The 19,583-nt window shown below is 46.1% G+C and carries 19 protein-coding genes, 1 tRNA gene and 5 pseudogenes; 10 read left to right on the forward strand and 15 right to left on the reverse strand.

The features are described from left to right. The coding region (locus tag JCM14467_RS06685; protein WP_054849578.1) for an ABC transporter permease at positions 1–616 on the reverse strand (616 nt) is incomplete at its 3' end. After that, on the reverse strand, positions 616–1,563 hold the full coding sequence (locus tag JCM14467_RS06690) for an ABC transporter ATP-binding protein (protein ID WP_252900978.1): 948 nt from the start codon (positions 1,561–1,563) through the stop codon (positions 616–618). The genes JCM14467_RS06685 and JCM14467_RS06690, both read right to left, overlap by 1 nt. 218 nt (positions 1,564–1,781) lie before the next feature. Between JCM14467_RS06690 and JCM14467_RS06695 the strand changes: the two genes are divergently transcribed. Beyond that, positions 1,782–1,867: transfer RNA gene (locus JCM14467_RS06695), tRNA-Leu, on the forward strand. Between the two features lie 232 nt (positions 1,868–2,099). Beyond that, positions 2,100–2,228 carry a hypothetical protein gene (locus tag JCM14467_RS19430; protein ID WP_256359225.1) on the forward strand — a complete coding sequence of 43 codons (129 nt, stop codon included), beginning with the start codon at positions 2,100–2,102 and terminating at the stop codon, positions 2,226–2,228. A gap of 274 nt (positions 2,229–2,502) precedes the next feature. On the opposite strand, the gene JCM14467_RS06700 is transcribed toward JCM14467_RS19430, so the two are convergent. From JCM14467_RS06700 to argF, 3 genes are all read right to left on the reverse strand, one after another. Continuing rightward, positions 2,503–3,144 (reverse strand): hypothetical protein, encoded by a 642-nt coding sequence (locus JCM14467_RS06700; RefSeq protein ID WP_054849580.1) that lies wholly within the window; start codon positions 3,142–3,144, stop codon positions 2,503–2,505. Positions 3,145–3,150: 6 nt separating this feature from the next. After that, positions 3,151–5,076: a S16 family serine protease gene (locus JCM14467_RS06705; RefSeq protein WP_054849581.1), complete on the reverse strand. Its 1,926-nt coding sequence runs from the start codon at positions 5,074–5,076 to the stop codon at positions 3,151–3,153. A gap of 95 nt (positions 5,077–5,171) precedes the next feature. Then, complete coding sequence (gene argF, locus JCM14467_RS06710) at positions 5,172–6,113, reverse strand: ornithine carbamoyltransferase (RefSeq protein ID WP_054849582.1); 942 nt, start codon at positions 6,111–6,113, stop codon at positions 5,172–5,174. Between the two features lie 73 nt (positions 6,114–6,186). On the opposite strand from argF, the gene JCM14467_RS06715 reads away from it, so the two are divergent. Then, positions 6,187–7,302 (forward strand): DNA topoisomerase IV subunit A, encoded by a 1,116-nt coding sequence (locus tag JCM14467_RS06715; protein WP_054849648.1) that lies wholly within the window; start codon positions 6,187–6,189, stop codon positions 7,300–7,302. 55 nt (positions 7,303–7,357) lie between these two features. After that, positions 7,358–8,284: a GTP 3',8-cyclase MoaA gene (gene moaA, locus JCM14467_RS06720; protein ID WP_054849583.1), complete on the forward strand. Its 927-nt coding sequence runs from the start codon at positions 7,358–7,360 to the stop codon at positions 8,282–8,284. Positions 8,285–8,296: 12 nt separating this feature from the next. Here moaA and JCM14467_RS06725 read toward each other — a convergent pair whose 3' ends face one another. The 4 genes and pseudogenes from JCM14467_RS06725 to JCM14467_RS06735 form a co-directional block, all read right to left on the reverse strand. Continuing rightward, complete coding sequence (locus JCM14467_RS06725; protein ID WP_054849584.1) at positions 8,297–8,650, reverse strand: hypothetical protein; 354 nt, start codon at positions 8,648–8,650, stop codon at positions 8,297–8,299. After that, the gene (locus JCM14467_RS16735; protein ID WP_252900979.1) at positions 8,650–8,955 is read right to left on the reverse strand and encodes a hypothetical protein; all 306 of its coding nucleotides are present in this window, start codon (positions 8,953–8,955) and stop codon (positions 8,650–8,652) included. The genes JCM14467_RS06725 and JCM14467_RS16735 overlap by 1 nt, the downstream gene beginning before the upstream one ends. Before the next feature lie 13 nt (positions 8,956–8,968). Further along, entirely contained in the window at positions 8,969–9,166 is a 198-nt protein-coding gene (locus JCM14467_RS16740; RefSeq protein ID WP_252900980.1) for a hypothetical protein, read from the reverse strand. A gap of 33 nt (positions 9,167–9,199) precedes the next feature. Further along, positions 9,200–10,068, reverse strand: a pseudogene (locus JCM14467_RS06735) (NAD+ synthase). A gap of 87 nt (positions 10,069–10,155) precedes the next feature. On the opposite strand from JCM14467_RS06735, the gene JCM14467_RS06740 reads away from it, so the two are divergent. Continuing rightward, positions 10,156–11,049, forward strand: coding sequence for a carbon-nitrogen hydrolase family protein (locus tag JCM14467_RS06740; RefSeq protein ID WP_054849585.1), 894 nt, complete (start codon positions 10,156–10,158; stop codon positions 11,047–11,049). Positions 11,050–11,106: 57 nt separating this feature from the next. Here the strand turns inward: JCM14467_RS06740 and JCM14467_RS06745 are convergent. Beyond that, positions 11,107–12,352, reverse strand: a pseudogene (locus JCM14467_RS06745) (NADP-dependent isocitrate dehydrogenase). Between the two features lie 54 nt (positions 12,353–12,406). Here JCM14467_RS06745 and JCM14467_RS16750 point away from each other — a divergent pair. Both JCM14467_RS16750 and JCM14467_RS16755 read left to right on the forward strand, forming a co-directional pair. After that, positions 12,407–12,877 (forward strand): SAM-dependent methyltransferase, encoded by a 471-nt coding sequence (locus JCM14467_RS16750; protein ID WP_252900982.1) that lies wholly within the window; start codon positions 12,407–12,409, stop codon positions 12,875–12,877. Positions 12,878–12,942: 65 nt separating this feature from the next. Continuing rightward, positions 12,943–13,242, forward strand: coding sequence for a hypothetical protein (locus JCM14467_RS16755; RefSeq protein WP_252900983.1), 300 nt, complete (start codon positions 12,943–12,945; stop codon positions 13,240–13,242). 11 nt (positions 13,243–13,253) lie between these two features. Here JCM14467_RS16755 and JCM14467_RS06755 read toward each other — a convergent pair whose 3' ends face one another. Next, on the reverse strand, positions 13,254–13,508 hold the full coding sequence (locus tag JCM14467_RS06755) for a DUF504 domain-containing protein (RefSeq protein WP_054849586.1): 255 nt from the start codon (positions 13,506–13,508) through the stop codon (positions 13,254–13,256). A 97-nt stretch (positions 13,509–13,605) separates the two neighbouring features. Here JCM14467_RS06755 and JCM14467_RS06760 point away from each other — a divergent pair, with 97 nt between their 5' ends. Both JCM14467_RS06760 and JCM14467_RS06765 read left to right on the forward strand, forming a co-directional pair. Next, a complete protein-coding gene (locus JCM14467_RS06760) occupies positions 13,606–14,631 on the forward strand; it encodes a 2-hydroxyacid dehydrogenase (RefSeq protein ID WP_054849587.1) in 1,026 nt (341 codons plus the stop codon). A 56-nt stretch (positions 14,632–14,687) separates the two neighbouring features. Continuing rightward, positions 14,688–15,278, forward strand: coding sequence for an NUDIX hydrolase (locus tag JCM14467_RS06765; RefSeq protein ID WP_054849588.1), 591 nt, complete (start codon positions 14,688–14,690; stop codon positions 15,276–15,278). Between the two features lie 85 nt (positions 15,279–15,363). On the opposite strand, the gene JCM14467_RS16760 is transcribed toward JCM14467_RS06765, so the two are convergent. The 3 genes and pseudogenes from JCM14467_RS16760 to JCM14467_RS06775 all read right to left on the reverse strand — a co-directional run bounded on the left by JCM14467_RS16760 (position 15,364) and on the right by JCM14467_RS06775 (position 17,731). Next, positions 15,364–15,627: a hypothetical protein gene (locus tag JCM14467_RS16760; protein WP_252900984.1), complete on the reverse strand. Its 264-nt coding sequence runs from the start codon at positions 15,625–15,627 to the stop codon at positions 15,364–15,366. Between the two features lie 26 nt (positions 15,628–15,653). Continuing rightward, a complete protein-coding gene (locus JCM14467_RS06770) occupies positions 15,654–16,793 on the reverse strand; it encodes a YeeE/YedE thiosulfate transporter family protein (RefSeq protein WP_252900985.1) in 1,140 nt (379 codons plus the stop codon). Positions 16,794–16,982: 189 nt separating this feature from the next. Further along, a pseudogene (locus JCM14467_RS06775) lies at positions 16,983–17,731 on the reverse strand (cyclase family protein). 167 nt (positions 17,732–17,898) lie between these two features. Between JCM14467_RS06775 and JCM14467_RS06780 the strand changes: the two are divergent. Next, positions 17,899–18,952: pseudogene (locus JCM14467_RS06780) on the forward strand (glucose 1-dehydrogenase). Here JCM14467_RS06780 and JCM14467_RS06785 read toward each other — a convergent pair. Beyond that, positions 18,947–19,500, reverse strand: a pseudogene (locus tag JCM14467_RS06785) (nucleoside-diphosphate kinase). The pseudogenes JCM14467_RS06780 and JCM14467_RS06785 overlap by 6 nt on opposite strands. Positions 19,501–19,583 lie beyond the last annotated feature (83 nt).

The raw sequence follows: 19,583 nt of genomic DNA on the forward strand, positions 1-19,583 counted from the left end.
ATAGTGAGTAGCTTATGTACCTAAGCCACGTTGGTAGTACGGAAATTGGGAACACAACCCCACCCAGTAGGTTCGAGGCCACCGAGGTGAATAGGGCTACGGGGTTTCCCTGCTTAACAATCAGCACGACGGCACCCGCGATCAGGTTTAACCCAATTATTGACGCCAGATAAAGTATTAGGAATACGGCCGTGGTGAGCATATTTACCCTATACGATATGCCGAGCCCAAGCCCTATCAATAGGACCGTGACCGCACTTATTGAGTTAATCACCAGGCCCCACACGGTACTATACATCATAAGAGTCATGGGCCTCAGGGGTGCCGCTATTAGGTACTCCAGGGTTCCAATGAGCTCCTCATTCCTAATACGGCCCGCCAGTGTCGTTACTGATGCGGAGAAGTAGCCCTGGAATGCCGTGCCGATTACCATGAATGCCGTGTAGTCCCTAATCATGCCTAACCTCCCAAAACCGAGGGTAACACCAATGAAGAAGTATATGAATACGGGGATGACCCAGTTAATCATTGTAAGCACAACCTGCGTCCTGTACGAAACCCACATCTTCCAACCCCTAATCACGACGAAGCTGTAAAGCCTATCAATGATGCCCATCACAACCACCCCTCCCTCCTCCTCCTCATTATCCTCTCCATCCTCCTGGCATTACCCTCGGCAACCGCAACCTCAACATCAATGTCCAAAACCCTAACCCTACCATCATACATAGCCAACCTACTCATCAACTCATTAAACCTATCCATAGTCGTCACAACGACATACTCATCACCACCAACACGCTCCACATTAAAGCCGCCTAACCCATCCACCGAGCCCTTAACGAGCACCTTAACCACCTTAAGGGCAGGCGCCTCATTCAGGATACGCCTATTTATGTACACCACCATGTCGGCCAACTCAATCTCCTGAGGATCGTGGGAGGCGAGGATCACCGTCTTCCTACCCCTAAGGCTCCTAATGAAACTGAGTATGTTATGCTTAGCATCAACATCTATACCACTCGTCGGCTCATCAAGCAATAACACGTCCGGGTCATGCATCAACGCCCTAGCAATCTCCAACCTCCTCATCATGCCCGTACTATACGTGGCAACCCAATCACTCGCCCTATTGCTAAGCCCCAACTCATCGAGTAACTCCCTAGCCCTCGCCCTAGCCTCCCTAAGCGACAAGCCATACAACGTGCCGAAGAAGACCAGGTTATCCATGGCCGTCAACCTCCAGTAAACGCCCCTATCCATGGGCGTCATGAAGCCAACCCTCCTCTTAGCCTTAACATCCAACGCATCAAAACCATGCACTAGAACCCTACCCCCATCAGGAACAAGTATGCCAGCCGCAAGCCTAAGCATAGTCGTCTTACCAGCACCATTAGGACCAACAAGCACCACAATCCTACCCTCAGGAACCTCGAGACAAACATCCTCCACAGCCACAACACGCCCAAACACCTTAGTAACATGATCATAAACAACCGCAGACACAAAGCCGTTATCGAAAACAACATTAATAACACTTTCTCCCCATACACCCAGGAACAAGCAACAACACAAAACACCTCGCCACTAAATGACCAATAACGCACTCTAAAATTAATCCATAGAAATATTAAACACGCCTCATAAAGAATGTGGAGAGAAGCCTAGGAATAAAAGGAATTGATCAAACCATTACAAGACTACGACCGATTTAAACAAATAATTGCGAACATGATGATAGTGGAAAAGTTTTAAATCGCTGTTAATGAACTGTTGAGCTGGCGGGGGTGCCCGAGCCAGGTCAAAGGGGACGGGTTGAGGTCCCGTTGGCGAAGGCTGCGTGGGTTCAAATCCCACCCCCGCACCAAAACTTATAGCCATCATTATTATTCTAATGCTATATACTTTATAAAGTTAATTTAATGCATTATTTATTGTTACAGTACTTTTATTTATTATCTAAGGAGTATCGTGATTTAATAATATTTTAACTTTAATTTATGCATATAATATTTAAAAGTTCTCAAAGAATGTTATCTTGAGGACCTTAGGCGCCTTAGGGAGACAATTAATAATGAGACAATGTCATCAAGTGGAGGTTGGCGTTGTTCACATACAGGAGGTTGCAACACGCAATCATTGCCAAGCCAATTAAGTATGGAGTATCAGTAATATTTGTGAATCCTAAGAATACATCAACAAATGCCCAAGATACAGCTCCAAGCTAGCCTACGTTCATAGGCTAGCAATTTATGAAAACTGTGGCTTCGTAAGGGACAGAAATTCTATTGGAACCTTAAATCTGGTTAAGGACAGTACAGGCGTATGCGGAGAAGCCAGGACCGACAGAGCAGGGGAATGGGGAATGAGGGGATGAAGGAAAGTAATCAGAAGTGTTCAAAAGCGATTAAAAGCATCACTCGGATCTGAACTCTTCGGCATAATAGTGATACCACTCATCTACGCACCAGCCAAGAGAATTGTGCAGGCTTAAAAACGTTCCTAAGTATTTCCTTGGTCAAAATTACCGATATTATCTTCTATCCTTGGGAGTAAATGAATCCTCTCCTGGAGTTTTACGTAAATCCTGATCCAATTAATTTTAAACACCACGAAGGCCAGCGCGGTGAATATGACTGCCATAATCACTTGAAATGTTGAGAGACCCATGCTTGGCCTTAATACGCCGTATAGTGATGAGAAGAGGAGTAGCTCTATTGGTATTTCCACGGAGCTCTTTATTAACTTACCAATGAGTATGTAGGCATTTAACCTCAGTGGGTTTATCAAGGCAGCCCCAGCACCTATGTATAGGTAATCATCAAGAGGTAGCCCAGGCAATGCGGCTAATATTATTACCAATACCCAGAGCGGTGCTTTATTGGATAGGAGCATTATCAGCTTCACGGCACTGGTTTTGCCGAGAGGCCTCCTTAGTGCATAACCTAGGGCGTAGGATGCGTTTTTAGAAATTGAGGCACCAACCGCAGTCACAATTATTACTAGGATTACGTACTGTATTGATGATTTAACATCCAGCAAGGTTAGTGAGGCGTATACTGTGTATGCCTCGCCGAAAAATGGTAGTGCGTTTCCTACGGAGCTTATGAGGAAGTCCATTATCAATATTGCTGTAATATTCATTTTAATTCAGGGCTTAAGCGTGGTTGTTTTTAGGCTTTTTATTGAGAATACGGCGATGCCCGCGGCAAGCGCTATTAATGCAATACCCACTGCCAGGGGTACTGCGTTGTAATTAATTGGTTGGTTGGATGCTATGTTCAACGTGGCGTTAGCAGTGCTATTAATGCTTATTGGTACTATACTTGATACTGTGAATGTTGTGCCGCATGAATTGGTTGATGAGGCTAGTTCATAAAGGGCTTGCGAGTATGAGGCTGCTAATTCATAGAGTTGTAGTGCGGCTGCCAGGTCATTTATGTTGCCGGTTGAGTTATACCTGGCTAGGTAGTAATTTCCGAAGTCTATGTACGATATGGCGAGCATTGGGAATAGGTTACAACCGTTCTCTGCTTCGTATGTGTTAAATACCGCTAACTTCTCCACATAATCCGTAATATTGACTAAGTACTGAGTGCTTACCTGCCCATTTATCACGGGTGTGAATAATATGTGTAGCATTGCATCATTGCTTGATATGACATCAAGGCTTTGCGCAAGTGCTAATGAGTAAAGCCCCCTTTGGTAGTTGTTTTGGGCCTCCTGAACCTCCTGCGTTATTGAGTTCATATTCTGGAGGAGACTTGATGCCCCCACAGCACTTGATAGTGAAAGTGTGTATTCGGTTATTGATTGGGCATATACCAGGTACATGCTAGTCAATTCCTCTAAGTAGCTTTCCGAAATTGGCGCCCCACCCTTTATGGCATTTAATACCGCCAACCAATCACCCAGGGTTTCAATCCTAGCCTTAGCGTAGGCTAGATTACTTATCGCATCACTTATGTCATTGCTTGCCAGGTCCTGTGATACAGCACTTAATGACTGCTTAGCGTCAAAGATCCTATCGTAAATCCCAATTACTATGTCTATGTTCGCAGTCGTCACGTTATAGCGCTGAAGCACATCCTCATAGTACTGCAGCTCATTGTTTAATTGGTTTAGCAGGTTCTCTAACTGTGGCGTTGTGTAGTTCTGAAGTTCGTCCTGGTAATAATTAATCAGTGCCTGGAATCCTAGGCTGGCGGCTGTGTAGTACATGCCCTGGTTTGCGTAATTAATGGCTTCATTAACGTATCTTGAAACGTTGGGATCCGTGGAGTTTATAGCGCCTGTGCTCACAATCCTATCATATATCCTCATCCATAGGAATTTCGTCACATTAACGTAGACCTGCGTCTTAAGTGCTTTGGCAGGTATTGAAGGTATTGACATGTTAACGCCAGTGAAGTAGTAGATGGCTTGTCTAACGTCCATTACAGGTATAACGTCAACACCGAGGCTCTTACCATAACTTATTAAGTCAATCACCTGACCACTACTGGTCTGGTATATCTGCTGACCATACGGTATTAGCACCACTTCATAACCCTCCTGGGCAGCCGCCTTAATCTTAGTGGGTAAACCACCCACAGGCCCTATCGAGCCATCAGGCAGTATCATGCCCGTCATCGTAACATCAGGACTTAAGGTATGGTTTGTTATTAACGCCCACATTGCGACCGTCATATAACCACTCGCTGATGGTCCACCGATCTCTAGCGTCGTTGGTTCAACATTTATTAAGAAGTTATATTCATTGAATGGCTGATTGGCTAAGTAGGTAGCGACTAGAGCGGCTATTTGTGATGATGATAGGAATGTGCCACTCTCGGCCGTTGGTAGTGGGCTTGATGCTACGTATACGTAGCCAGTGCCTGGTTTCATGGCCGTTATTGTAATGTTTATTACGGCACCGCTATTATTTGATGACACAGCTAGTGCATGTATAGTTATTGACCTAGTGTATACGACTAATTGCTGCCACTCCTCTGCTAATGCAAGTACGAATGTGCTTAATGCTAGGGCTAGGGCCAATAGTACTATGGCACTTAGTAATTTATTACGACTCACCATACAAGGTGGTGGCGATGACTTAATTAATAAAGCTTACACACTCTGTCAGGTTAAGTCGTTGTTTGATCAGAAATAATTTTCATGGGAAAACCTCCTTATGCCAGTAATGACATTAACACGGCCTTAGCCGTATGCAACCTATTCTCTGCCTGGTCCCAAACAACGCTTTGCGGCCCGTCAATGACATCATCAGTCACCTCCTCACCCCTATGGGCAGGTAAACAATGCATAAACACCGCCTGAGGGCTTGCCCTCCTCATAACCTCCGCATTGACTTGATACGGCCTAAAGACCTTCCTCCTCTCCTCAGCCTCAGCCTCCATACCCATGCTAACCCACACGTCTGTGTACACCGCGTCCACGCCCCTGACATCCTCAATATTATCACTAATCACTATGTTAGCCCCAGTCCTCCTAACATCCTCAGTCAGTTGCTCCGCAAACTTAGTGGGCCAGTACTTCTTCGGCGCTATTATCCTAACCTCCCAACCAAGTTTGGCGCCTATTATCATTAGGGAGTGTGCCATGTTGTTGTCGCCATCGCCGATGAAGGCTAGTTTCAAACCCTCAAGCCTACCCTTAACCTCCCATAGTGTCAGGGCATCAGCCAAAACCTGCAGTGGATGTTCCTGATCGCTGAGGGCATTTATTACAGGGACCACGGCGTATTTCGCCATCTCGATTAATGACTCGTGCTTATACACCCTAGCCGCAATTGCGTCAACGAACCTATCCACAACCCTCGCTGTATCAGCTATGGTCTCACCACGACCAAGCTGAAGCTCCTGTGGGTTTGAGTAAATCACGTGCATTCCCAACTGCGTTGCTGCAACATCAAGGCTTACCCTGGTCCTTGTACTCGGCTTCTCAAATATCATGAGTAGGGTCCTACCCCTCAATACATCGCTATGCCGCTCACCCTGGTAATACCGTGACTTAAGATCCCTGGATAGCCCCAGTAGGTACTTTATCTCATCTGTTGTGTAGTCCATGAGTGTTATGAAGTCCCTACCCCTAAGTGACTTTACGTTAGTCACGGTAATTAAAAACAGGATTAGAGTATTAAAGCATGACCTCATGGCGCTAAGTTTTTATAGCGAGCGCTCTGTCATGAGCGTGGCTAAGAGCAGGGATGAGGTACTTAAGGCCCTTGAGGATTGGGGCAATTCCGTGACAAACACCATACTTAATAATGAGGAACCAATACTCGAGATACCATCGAGAACCTTGAGCAACACCATTTGGGACTCGAAGAGGAAGATGCTCGTGTTGGGCCCGGAGAAGTTGAGGAGGAGGTTCCTGGACCTTAAGGAATCCAAGAGGTTCATGCAGACAATACTAATGCTTAGGCTAATAGTCCAGGCCATTAGAGAGGGTGTTTACCCAACAATAAGGGACTTGTACTACAATGGTAAGCATACCATGGAGTTTAAGGCGGACATAATTAATAAGGTTATTAGGGAGAATACGTGGGATGAGCAGTCGGAGTCCAACGCGGTCATTGAGGATATTGAGGTTGCCACAGGAATACTCAGGGAGGAGATGGGGCTTTCGGCAGATGTTAAGGGTAAAGTCGTGGGACCAATAATTGTTAGGTCCAAGGGCTTCGAGATAGATGCCACGAAGCTTGGCGATACCGCATTAAGCCTTCCGCCAAATCCTGATGATCTCGAAATTGTTAAGGTTGAGGCAAATTACGTACTCGTTATTGAGAAGGACGCAATATTCCAGAGACTTAACAGGGAGGGTTTCTGGAAGAGGGAGAGTTGCTTGTTGGTCACTGCGAAGGGTATGCCTGATAGGGCGACGAGGAGGTTCATAAGGAGACTTAATGAGGAGTATGGATTGCCAGTCTATGTACTAACTGATGGTGACCCATACGGCTGGTACATATACAGCGTCTATAAGAGCGGCTCAATAAAGCTTAGCTACGAGAGTGATAGGCTAGCGACCCCCGAGGCTAAGTTCGTCGGTGTCACGGCGACGGACATAAGGACTTACAAGATTAGTGATGAGTATGTTATAAAGGCCACGGATAGGGACCTAAAGAGGGCTCAGGAACTACTTAGGTATCCCTGGTTTCAGAGCGATCACTGGAAGAAGGAGATTGAGCTGTTCCTAAGGACGAAGAAGAAGGTGGAGATTGAGGCCCTTTCGACACACGGTCTCAGGTTCCTCCATGACTACCTACTTGATAAAATCCATGGTAATAAGTTCATTGATTAGAAATGATTACTTCAGGAATAATGATTTTAAAAGCGCAATTAAATAACGCCATATAATGCTAATTGACAATTACGGAAGGCCCTGGCTTAAGCTTAGGATCGCTGTCAACAGCGTATGTAATTACAGATGCATCTTCTGTCACTTTGAGGGTCAGGGAAGGTTCTTAAGCAGGGAGTTGAGTGCGGAGGATATTGGTTTCGTAGTCTCCGTAGCTAAGGAGCTTGGCGTAGATGATTTCAAGATAACGGGCGGTGAACCACTGCTTCGTAAGGACATTGTTGAGGTCGTTGACGAGGTTAATAAGGTTGGTCCTCGGGACCTCTCATTAACGACCAATGGTTATCTACTCGACTTATACGCCGAGGACTTACTCTCCCATGGACTACGTAGATTAAACATTTCACTCCACTCCCTGGATCGCAGGAAGTACAAGTTCATAACAGGTGTCGACGCCCTGGATAAGGTCCTCGAGAACATAGACTATGTTAGTGGCCTGGGCTTTAAGCAGATAAAATTGAACATGGTTGTACTAAGGGGGTTGAACACCGACGAGATACCAATGATGATTAGGTTTGCGGCTAAGTACGGCTTCGTACTACAACTAATAGAATTAATGCCTATGGGTGACGGCTTCCCTGTATTCGCCAGGTACTATGATGACCTGAACGACGTAATTAATTGGTTGAATAAACACGGTAAGTTACTAGGGACTAGGAAGGACCTCCACAATAGGCCTATTTACGAGGTTGATGGTGTCAAGGTCGAGATCGTTAAGAATTATAATAACCCAACCTTCTGCGCAGGTTGCACGACAATGAGACTCACCAGCGATGGCAGGTTAAAGACCTGCCTATACAAGGAGCCCGTGGTTGACTTGTGGCCGTACATAAGGGCTAGGGATAGGGAGGGCTTGATGAAGGCAATGATATATGCCAACTCATTAAGGAGACCCAACTTCGTGGAGGTTCATCCGGTGATTTGAGTAGGATAAGGATTAAGGTGCGTGTCGGGAATCTTGCGTTTTGACGCTACGCCTTATTACGTATTTAATACCCCTATAGTTGCTCGTGAGCGTTATGGTTATTTCAATAGGGTTTAAAGCCCTTATGAACTCACTCATTAATTCATTAATTAAGTCCTCATGGTAAATAACCCTATTCCTAAACCCGTCCAGGTATTCCCTAAGGCTGCTCAATTCCGCATAGATGCAATGGTTATTTTGGCATGATGGTTTATAATCAACCTCAAGAACGTAATTGTCAATGCTATGGTCCACTGGGCATATTGCCGTGAGTGTTGTCTCGAGGTGTACGTGGTCGACAGGCCCTGCCCTCACTACCCTTATCATTAGATTGGCATTACGTTTTCAATACTTATACATATTAACCTCTCATTACATAACTTCCTAATCACCGTCCTCAGCTTATCCAGCTCGCTCTCGTTAATCCACACCTTAATAACCTCCCTATCGCCGGACATGAAGGTGACGGACCAAGTATTAAACCTAGGTATTGAGGGTATCGGTACCATCCTCACTCCCCTAATCCTCACCGTGTTTATTACAGGTCTTACCCTAATCCTCGTTATTTCGTATATTGGTAATTCAATCCTCTCAGAATCCCTCAATGCCACAAACTTATCAATATACACCATGACCTCATTCCTCTTAATGGCTTTTTTTGGCGGCTATCATTATTAGGGCTATGAGTATTGGCGGTAATGACGTGAGTGCGGCGTCAATAATTGACTGTGTTATTACGTAGATGACTATGGCGCCTATAAGCATTAGCGTTACTACGATGCCCACGTATAGGTTGATAATGTATGTTGGGTCCTCAATAACGTGCCAAAGAGGCCTACTCATTTTGAGTTTAAGCCCTAGGGCGTTTTAAAGGGCTTATTCCATGAGTTCACTCACGCCAGTCTTATTCACGGGCATCCTCCAGTCAAGGCCCAGCGTTCTCATAGACACCCTAGGCACTATTGGCGGCTTTCTCTTATGCTCAGTATTCAACACCCTACGCCACACAGTCTGCACAAGCTCGATGGGCTTACCCGTGGCCTCAGCAGCTTGTTCAACGCTCATCCTATAATCAACTAATGCATGTAGTATTACATCAACATCCTCATACTTAACACCAAGTTCACCCTCGGCCGTTTGCCCCTCCCAAAGCCTTGGGCTTGAGGGTTTAAAGGCTATGTTATCCGGCAGGCCGAGGTACTTACCCAGGTACCTAACCTGCGTCTTGTATAGATCACCTATCGGCAGTATGTCTACGCCACCATCGCCATACTTCGTGAAGTAGCCAATCAATAACTCGCTCTTGTCTCCAGTACCTGCCACAACCTTGTTAAACCTATTAGCGAAGTAGTAAAGCAGCGTCATCCTAATCCTAGGGAGTAGATTGCCGGCGGCTATCTTGTCACTCTCATCAAACTCGGGTATTGATTCGGCAAAGGCGTTCCTTATACTGTCAATGTCGATATAGTAATACTTAATCCCGAGGGTCTCAGCCACGTACTTAGCGTCCCTAATGTCCTCAGGTGGCGTGGTCTTATACGGTAGTATCAATCCAATGACATTCTCCCTACCCAGGGCCTTGACTAGTAGGTATGCCGTTACGCTTGAGTCAACCCCACCACTAAGCCCGATAACGGCCCCTGTGCTCCTGAGTCCCTGACGTAGGACCTTATGAAATCGACAATCCTCTGGATCGCGTAGTCATAATCAATGCGTATTAAGTTCTCAAGGGTTATCCTGGGCACACGCGATTAATAATCAATGACTTTTATTGCTTACTCATTTGCAGAGCGGGGCTTGTATTTTTAATTCCCAGCACGCCCCCATAATTAATGCTCAGGATTCACCTACTTCAGTACAGTAGTAAGTTGGGCGACGTGGAGTTTAACCTAGATAGGCTGGTCAAAGCCATGGATAAGCTCTGCGTTGGCGATGGAGCGGATCTAGTGGTGACCCCTGAATTGTACCTACCGGGCTACATGTCTAGGGACATGTTCTTTCAAATCGCCGAATCAATAAGTGGCAGAACGATTACTAGGCTCGTCATGGAGGCCAGGAGGAGGAAATGCCACGTAATTGTGGGTTTCGCGGAGAGGAATGAGGATACCCACGTGCTTTACAACACAGCAGTTGCCGTGGGACCTGACGGTGTGTTAGCCGTTTATAGGAAGAGGCACTTGCCATCCTACGGCGTGTTTGATGAGTATAGGTATTTTGGAATTGGTAAGGGTGACATACCGGTAATAAACATTAATGGTCACAAGGTCGGCATTGCAATATGCTACGATGCCTTCTACCCAGAGGTCTCAAGGACCATGATGCTAAAGGGCGCTGAGGTTCACGTATACATAAGCGCCGCGCCTGATATGTCGAGACTGCACTTCGAGACGTTCATGATTGCCAGGGCACTTGAGAATGTTGCATACACCGTTTATGTAAATACCGTGGGGCAATATGACGGGCTTGGATTCTTTGGAGGTAGTCATGTAGTTAATCCACTGGGTAATGTTCTCATTAAGGCTAAGTACTATGAGGAGGATGTGAAGACCATTGAAATAGACCCAAGCGACATTGTTAATTATAGGAGCCATAGGCCAATACTTAAGGACCTTGATCCAAGCGATATTGACCTCGTGGTGAGGGCGCTCAATGATTATCTGAATCCAAAACCACCGCTAATTAAGCTTAAGGAGACGCAGCAGTTAGTTACTGTAAATAATAAGTAATTACCTTTATGTTACATGTTAAATTGATTTTTAATTTAAAACTATACGTTGAACTACTCACTTTAATTGATCAATTATCTCTATCAATGCATCACCAAATTCCCTAGTGCCCAGCGGCTGAACACCCAAGTACCTGGCCAGGTCCTGCGTAACCTTCTTCTGATTAATGGCCTCGATTATTGCCTATCAATCAGGTCAGCAGCCTCCCTCCAACCCATGAACCTAAGCATTAACTCACCAGCCCTAATTATACCTGTTGGGTTTGCCACGTTCTTACCTGCATACTTAGGCGCCGTGCCGTGTACAGCCTCGAACATGCCGCCGGTATCACCGACATTAGCGCCGCCAAGCACGCCAATATCGCCAATTAGGCTCCTGCAGCGTCACTTATGTAGTCGCCATTTAGGTTTGGTGCGAGTATTACATCGTAATTCTCAGGTCTCGTGATTATCTGCTGGAACATGTTATCGGCAATCCTATCGTTAACGAGTATCTTACCTGGCGGCACCTTGCCTCCATAGAGCTTATTCACCTCCTCCTCAGTAACTATGTAGTCCCTAAACTCCTTAAGTGCGACCTCATAGGCCCACTCCCTGAAGGCACCCTCTGTATACTTCATTATGTTGCCCTTGTGCATTATCGTTACTGACCTCCTCTTATTATCAATGGCGAACTTAAAGGCGAACCTTGCAACCCTCTGCGTCTTATATTTACTAATCGGCTTGATGCCTATTCCAGTATCATCCTCAAGCTCGACCTTTAACTCCTCCCTAAGGAACTTCCTCAACTTAGCAGCCTCAGGACTATCCCAACTCCACTCAATACCCCTGTACAGGTCATCCGTATTCTCCCTAATGATCACCATATCAACCCTCTCAGGATGCTTAAGCGGTGACTCAAGACCAGGCATGTACTTAACAGGTCTAACATTGGCGTAGGCATCCAGGATCATCCTAATGGCCACGTTTATCGACCTCCAACCACCACCAATTGGTGTCTCAAGCGGCCCCTTAAGGACAACTCTATACTTCGTGATTAGGTTTATTGTCTCCTCAGGGAACCTATTACCATAAACCTTCTCCGCCTCCTCACCTGCATAGACCTTGACCCACTTAATCTCCCTAGAGCTCCCATAGGCCTTTTCCACCGCCTTATTAATCACCTTAATGGCAACATTCGTTATCTCAGGCCCTATCCCATCGCCCTCGATATAAAGTATTATTGGTCTATTTGGAACGCGCCAGACACCACCCTGGACAACTATTGGTTCTCCATCCTCCGGTATCTTAACCCTCGAAGACATCTACATTTACATAATTACTACGCTTTTAAATTTTTTCAACAATCGAAAAATAACGTGGGTCAGACCAAACCAACACTATACATAGTCGGTCTTGGTTTAAGCCCCAATAATATCACAAGTGAAGCGTTGGATGCAATGCGATTAGTGGATGCAGTATTTCTAGAAACGTATACTTCAAAGGGACCTACAGAATTCATTGACTACTTAAAGAGGATTAGGAATGACTTAATTCAGGTCTCGAGGGAGGATTTGGAGAATAGAAATGCCGAGATCATAATGAAGAAGCTGGAGAATGGTCGTAACGTGGCTCTCCTCGTTATTGGCGATCCAATGATAGCCACAACCCACGCGGCCATAGCCGTAATTGCCAGGAGACGGGGCTTTAATGTTAAGATAGTTAATTCCGTAAGCATCGTCTGCGCCGTGCTCAGCCAACTTGGCTTGTCACCATATAAGCTTGGCCCTGTGGCAACAATAACATACCCAAGGATAGGCGTACTAAGCATGAGGCTTATGAAGTACTAGGTGACAACCTCAGGCGTGGACTCCACACAATACTACTACTTGACATTAAGGATAATGGCGACTTCATGAACGCGGGCGAGGCTGTGGAATTACTCAAGAAGATGGAGAGTATTGGTGGACAGGGCGTTGTGAACGACGACCTAATGGTGATTTACACTGCAAGGATTGGTTGGAACAACCAAAGAATTAGGGTCTCAACAATTAATGACGTACCTGACGTGGGCGATACACCACATACCATCGTCATTCCAGGACTACTCAACCCAGTTGAGCAGGATTACATAATTAATATCCTCAATGCCGATGCGAATCTTATGCATAGGCATATCACGTTTGTCAACAGGCTCATAAGTAAATCCCCTTAACATCTCAATCCTCAATGCGGCACATTCCTTCGGAAAATAACTGTGCCATCCTTACGCCTAATCTCGATTACCCTATGATACGGTATGTACGTCTCCCTACCGCCACTACCAATGTATGTAAACCCATCCCTACTTATCGAGACCACCCTAGATAGGTCAACAACCTCCTCATTATTTGGCGAACCCCTCGATATAAAGACTAGGACGTAATTATTAATTTGATTAGTCCACTTAAGCCTGTTTAGTATGTCCCTGATAGTTACCATCAACCAATTACGGTATCAGCACAATTATTTAATGCTGACTATCTATGGGTGCACGAACCTAAAAATATTAATTAATCCGCTCCAGCACTGCACCGTAATGGTTGGGCCCTGCATATTCATAAGCAGAAGCAATTTACCCTCAATAATATACTCAGAACTCAATAAATTACCCGTGGAAATTAGGATGTGGAAAGAGACAGGCCCCATGTGGAGTAGGCAGGCGGCGCCGCCTAGGGAGGTTTGGGTTGATGTGTTTAGGAATTGTGTTGGGGCTATAGTGACTCTGGGCGACATCATTGATAGGCAGTTGATTAATGAGGCGGATAAGTTATTCATAATTAGTACGTATAGTGTTGGTGTTGACCATATCGACGTTAAGGCAGCCACTGAGAAGGGTATATACGTAACCCACACACCTGAGGTTCTTGTTGAGGCCGTGGCTGACCTGGCCATGGGGTTGCTAATAGCCCTTGCCCGTAAGATCGTGCTTGGCGATAGGCTCGTTAGGGCGGGCGGTATATATGATAGGTGGGGTTGGCTCCTTGGTTCTGAGGTTCATGGAGCTACCCTGGGCATTATCGGCCTTGGCAACATTGGCACGGCAGTGGCTAGGAGGGCTAAGGCGTTCGATATGAAGGTGATTTATTGGTCTAGGACGAGGAAGCCGCACATAGAGTTTGCCCTCGGCATTGAGTATAGGCCCCTGGAGTCCGTACTCAGTGAGTCGGACTTCGTGGTAATAACCGTGGCCGCAACCCCAGAGACTAGGCACTTGATTAATGAGGAGCGGTTAAGGCTGATGAAAAAGACTGCGTACTTAATAAACGTGGCGAGGGGCGACATAGTGGATACCAATGCCCTCGTTAAGGCGCTCAGGGAGGGCTGGATAGCGGGTGCTGCATTGGATGTGTTTGAGGAGGAGCCACTACCGAGCACGCATGAATTGACTAAGTTTGATAATGTCGTGTTAACTCCGCACATTGGCTCAGCGACTTACGAGACGAGAGAGAGGATGGCTGAGGTGGCCGTTAGGAACCTAATCAACATATTAATGGGTAAGAGACCACTGCACTTAGCTAACCCTGAGGTTCTCTCGATTAGGCCATTGCAAGCCTTAATATGATCTATGGTGAATAGCATTTATTAATTGGGTATAAATGATTAGAGACATAATGTATTATGGAGTCGTATAATGTAGATAAATTGAGGAAGATCGTGAAGGATAATAGGCCATTACCAGATAATGTGCATCTATGGGCTGCGGTCGCCGTGATCTACAATCCCTGCCTAAAGGCATTCCTAATTGGTAAGAGGACTGAGAACCCAGACGACCCCTGGAGTGGTGATGCGGCGTTTCCCGGCGGTAGGTTTAAGCCCAATAAGGATAGGGACTTGGTGGATACTGCCATTAGGGAGGCCAGGGAGGAGGTTGGTCTTGACCTTACTAAAGTCGCTGAATTACTCGGTGTTTTAGAGCCATTCACGCCAAGTAATGCGCCAAACATCAATGTGGTCCCGGTGGTCTTCCTATTGAGGGATTGTAACCCACAGCTAGTTATTAATAGTGCTGAGCTTTCGAAGGTGTTTTGGCTCAATGTTGATGATGCGGCGAATTACGTTAGATTGAATGTTAACATTAAGGGCAGGTTAAGGCCTGCGATAATCATGGGTGATGTGGTGATATGGGGCATGACATACAGGATATTACGTAGATTATTGAGGGAGGCCTTTGATATAAATTTGCCTAAGGATCCAAGGGATATTGATTAATCCTTTACAAAAGTCATGAATTGATGATGGAACACGCGAAGAATAAGATTATTTTGATGTTTATAATATTATCGTATTGCAAGACCTATCTTTGGATGGCGAGTTCTTCCTTACGTCGCATTTTTGCCAGATTTATAAGGATGCCGGAAATCGCAACTAAGATGCCTGTACCTATAAGTACGTCTCCGTACTGTGCAGCGGCGCTCTCAGTTATTGCCTTCGCTAAATGAGGGCCTACGTATATGACGTAAAAGCCCACCCCTATCATAATTAGGCCCCACACTATTGAAAAAGTGATTGCTGGTATTCGGTCATCAAACTTGACTTGGGACACCGTAATCCTGGTCATCTTAATTCTCCTAGCCGCCAGGGAGCTTAAGTAAACATATGCGTAGTACCCAGCATAGTGCCTGGTATGAATCCTAGCGTAAAGAGGAGACCGAAGAGTGAAAGCCCTGCTAGCCCCGACCAGAACCCACCTACGCTGCAACCCTGGGCTATCCTAGCGCCTATTGCGAGTAGGATCCCGCCTATGAAGGCTATCGCGAGCTCAGCAAACCTATTAGTGTTGGGTGGTGGTAACCTTATTGCAAAGGTTCCCCTATACATGGACGCTAGCATTGCGCCAGAGACAACCATTAGTATGAAGAACGTGTATGGATTAAGGGCACCCACCGTTTGGAACCAATTGGGTGGAACTACTTTACTGCCCGGTATGAAGCCGAAGATTGTGCTGACGTACTCAGCCAGGAGACCTACGGGGGTTGTGACGCCCAAGTAGTTGAAGCCACGGCCGGCTAAGAATATGAATGATGCCACCATGAATAAGCCAAAGAGCGCGCCATAGAATAGGGGTGAGTTTTTCCAATTCTCACGTCCCTCAAACTCGAGACGATTTCTTCGGAGTCTCCACACAACGAACATTATAGCGATGAAGAATACAATACCGGCGATGAGCGCGGTCACGTTAATGGGTAAGCCATCACCGCCTACTTTTGTGAGTAAGAGTGGTACGTAGTTATACGGAGAGCCATTTGCTATACTTAACACCGTGTTGTGGTGCCACCACCATTCCAAGCTTAACCCATTATATATTGGGAATGCGAATATCATGGTTCCGACCATCATACCAATTATCTCAAGCCAATTCGCCACATAACCCTGCCCACTCTTCCACAACATACCAACCATGCATCCCTGCCCAAGCATTATCCCAAAACCAAATATGAAACTCCCAAGAACAGTGAACCAACCAGCCCCTGGCATATGCACATACGCATCTACATAAGGTACTGCATTCACCGCCACGAGCACTCCAGTGAGTAGCGCTGAGACGGCTATACCCATTAGGATCATTTCATAGATCCTACTATAACGAACACCCATAACCTGGTGGGTAGCTATGACAATACAGTAGGTAGTTCTCTCTGCCAGTACTCCAAATAGAAAGCCCAACACTGCATAGAATACTCCCGTCACCCATGGAGACGCCTGAAACAGGGGTATGCCTGCCATACATTTGTAGGCAAATCTACCAATTTATTAAAGAGGTTTGTTAAGTGCATTTTTTTGCATTTATATCTATAATAAATTATTCAATGTTTCTATACTTAATTTTATAATTTTACATATTATAGCATATACCTGAATATCTTACCTTCACTAAACGATAGGTCAAATACGAGGGAAATACTACAAAACGGATTATTTAGGCTCACAAAGCATTATTAATCGTAATGGTGAACCCTCAGCCCCTTTAATCTTAAGTGGCATGAATATGAATAGTCCCTCACCATCCCTGCAGGTATTTAATGCAAGGTCTAGGTTCGTGACTCCCTCAATTATGTAGATACCATTTGATAATAGTTTATAGTGAACGTAGGCTACGTCATCCCTAGGAACCCTGGGTGGGTATGGGTAGCCCTCCTTGCCGGGCCAGCCAGCTATGCTCAGGGCCTCGATACCCACAGCCCTAACGCCCTTGCTCACTAGGTAATCGGCGCCTGACCTGTCTAGGTACGGCCAGTTGTAGAGGAATTCCTCAGTGCCCCAGGTCCTTGAGAAGCCTGTGTAGAGCATTACCACGTAATTACGCTGTATCTTGTTATCGAACCTCCTCAGGTCATCCCCCGTGATTGCTTCGCCATGCTTCTTGTAACTAAGGTCGAGTACTACGCCATAGGCTATGAAGTCAGTTGGTTGTATTAACTCTGCAGTTGAGCCACCCGGTACGAAGTGGCGTGGCAGGTCTATGTGCGTGCACTATGTAGCCCAGCAGATATTTTAGATAACGTGGATTCACCATAACTCTTCCCAACCTTGACATACTCATGGTTAAAGGGTGGGTCGCCTGGGTAGGTGGGCATTCCGTTGTATAATTCGTGTGTTAGGTCTATAATCACGAGCCTCCTGCTCATTAATTGATTAGCCAACTCCTTCAGGGTCTGGGACATACCACACTCATTGTACTTTGTGGATTAATACGCATTTCCTTAATGATTATATAACCTATATAGTGGTTAAACCCCTTAGAACATTTAAATGCAATCTAATGAGTATTAATGAATTGAAAACACTACACATATCTGGTTTATTAAGGGGGTCAACTCCATGGTCATTGATGAAGGCAGTTACTGTAATTCCATTGGTTAAGGACTCATTGGCACTGAGGGATATGCCAAAGCCATCACCAAAGCGTGGCCAAGTCCTGCTGGGACCAATTGAGGTTGGTGTTTGCGGTACTGATAAGGATATCATTGAGGGTAGGTATGGTGCACCGCCACCAGGTGAGGAGTACCTAATCCTTGGTCATGAGGCTGTAGCTGAGGTTATAGAGCTTGGTGATGGTGTTGATAATGTAGGCGTGGGCGACATAGTCGTACCAACAGTAAGGAGACCCACAACGTGCACCCTACCAATAACAGAACTGGACTACTGCCCAAGGGGTACATACGCGGAGCACGGCATATGGTACCTACATGGGTTCGCCGCGGAGTTCGCGGTAACGGATTCCCAATACTTGGTTAAGGTCCCTAAGGAGCCGTCGATGTTGCCGTACTCACGGAGCCACTAAGCATTGTTGAGAAGGGTATTGACCTGGCGCTTAGGCTCGGGAGGGCTAGGTTTGAGTCCTGGAGCCGAGGAGGGTTTTAATAATGGGTGCTGGACCAATCGGCATGTTGGCGCTCATGGTCATGAAACTCAGGGGCTTCACTGACGTGACAGTCACGGCAACGAGACCCTACGACAGTCTCAAGGCTAAACTCGTTAAGGAAATAGGTGCCACATACGTGAACACGAACGTCGACCAAATAAGTGGAGATTTCGACATAGTGATCGAGGCCACGGGCTCCACAAGCGCTGCTTATGAAGCACTGAAACACCTTGGAAATGACGGTGTTGCCGTACTACTGGGCATTTACCTTGACAGTAAGAACGTTAACATTGGGCCGTTACTAGATGATTGGAGGAGGAACAAGCTCATAATCGGCGCAACCAACGCTAGCATAAGGGCTTTCGAAATGGGTGTTTCAGACCTGGTTAAGGCTAAGTTCGAATTCGGCGGTTGGGTTAGGAAGTTGATAACGAAGGAGGTAACGCTCGATGAGTATGAGTACGCCTATAACTGGGGCCACGAGGATATAAAGTCCGTGATTCAAATAAGGAGTTTATGAGTAATCCACGAACTCATTCTCACGGAAGAAGAACTTAATCTCACGCTCAGCCTCCTTGGGACTATCGCTGGCGTGGACGAGGTTAAACAACGCCCTCTTCTCCAGGTTCGCCAGGTCTGGGCTGTCAACGGAGTAATCACCCTGATGGTGCCTGGCGGTGATGAGTATGGTGTTGTTGAGCCCACGATCTTCCTAACAACTTCAACGGCCCTGTTACCCTCGAGAACCATAACCACAATTGGACCCATCGAGAGGTAATCGGCTAGCCAGCCCCTGATTATTTTACCAATCTCCACAGGGTCGTCGGTGCCCAAGTCAGTCTTCGGGTCCTTCCCAATTTCGGCGTAGGACTTCAGGGACTTACTACCCACTGAGCGTAGCCAATTCTCATCGCTTGGGTAGAACTTGGCGGCCTCCTCCTTACTTAGTCTGATCATCTTCATGGCCACTATCCTGAGACCAGCCCTCTCGAACCTGCTGATGATTTCCCCAATCAATCCCCTTTTGACGGCGTCGGGCTTGATTATCACTAGGGTCCTCTCAATCATGTTATGAATCGATTGGTGCAACGCCCTTTAAAATTTTATGATTATAGAGGTTAGGAGATAAAAGTTTAATGATGCAGTTGCTC

It is taken from the genome of Vulcanisaeta sp. JCM 14467, assembly GCF_001316245.1.
Classification (GTDB): Archaea; Thermoproteota; Thermoprotei; order Thermoproteales; family Thermocladiaceae; genus Vulcanisaeta.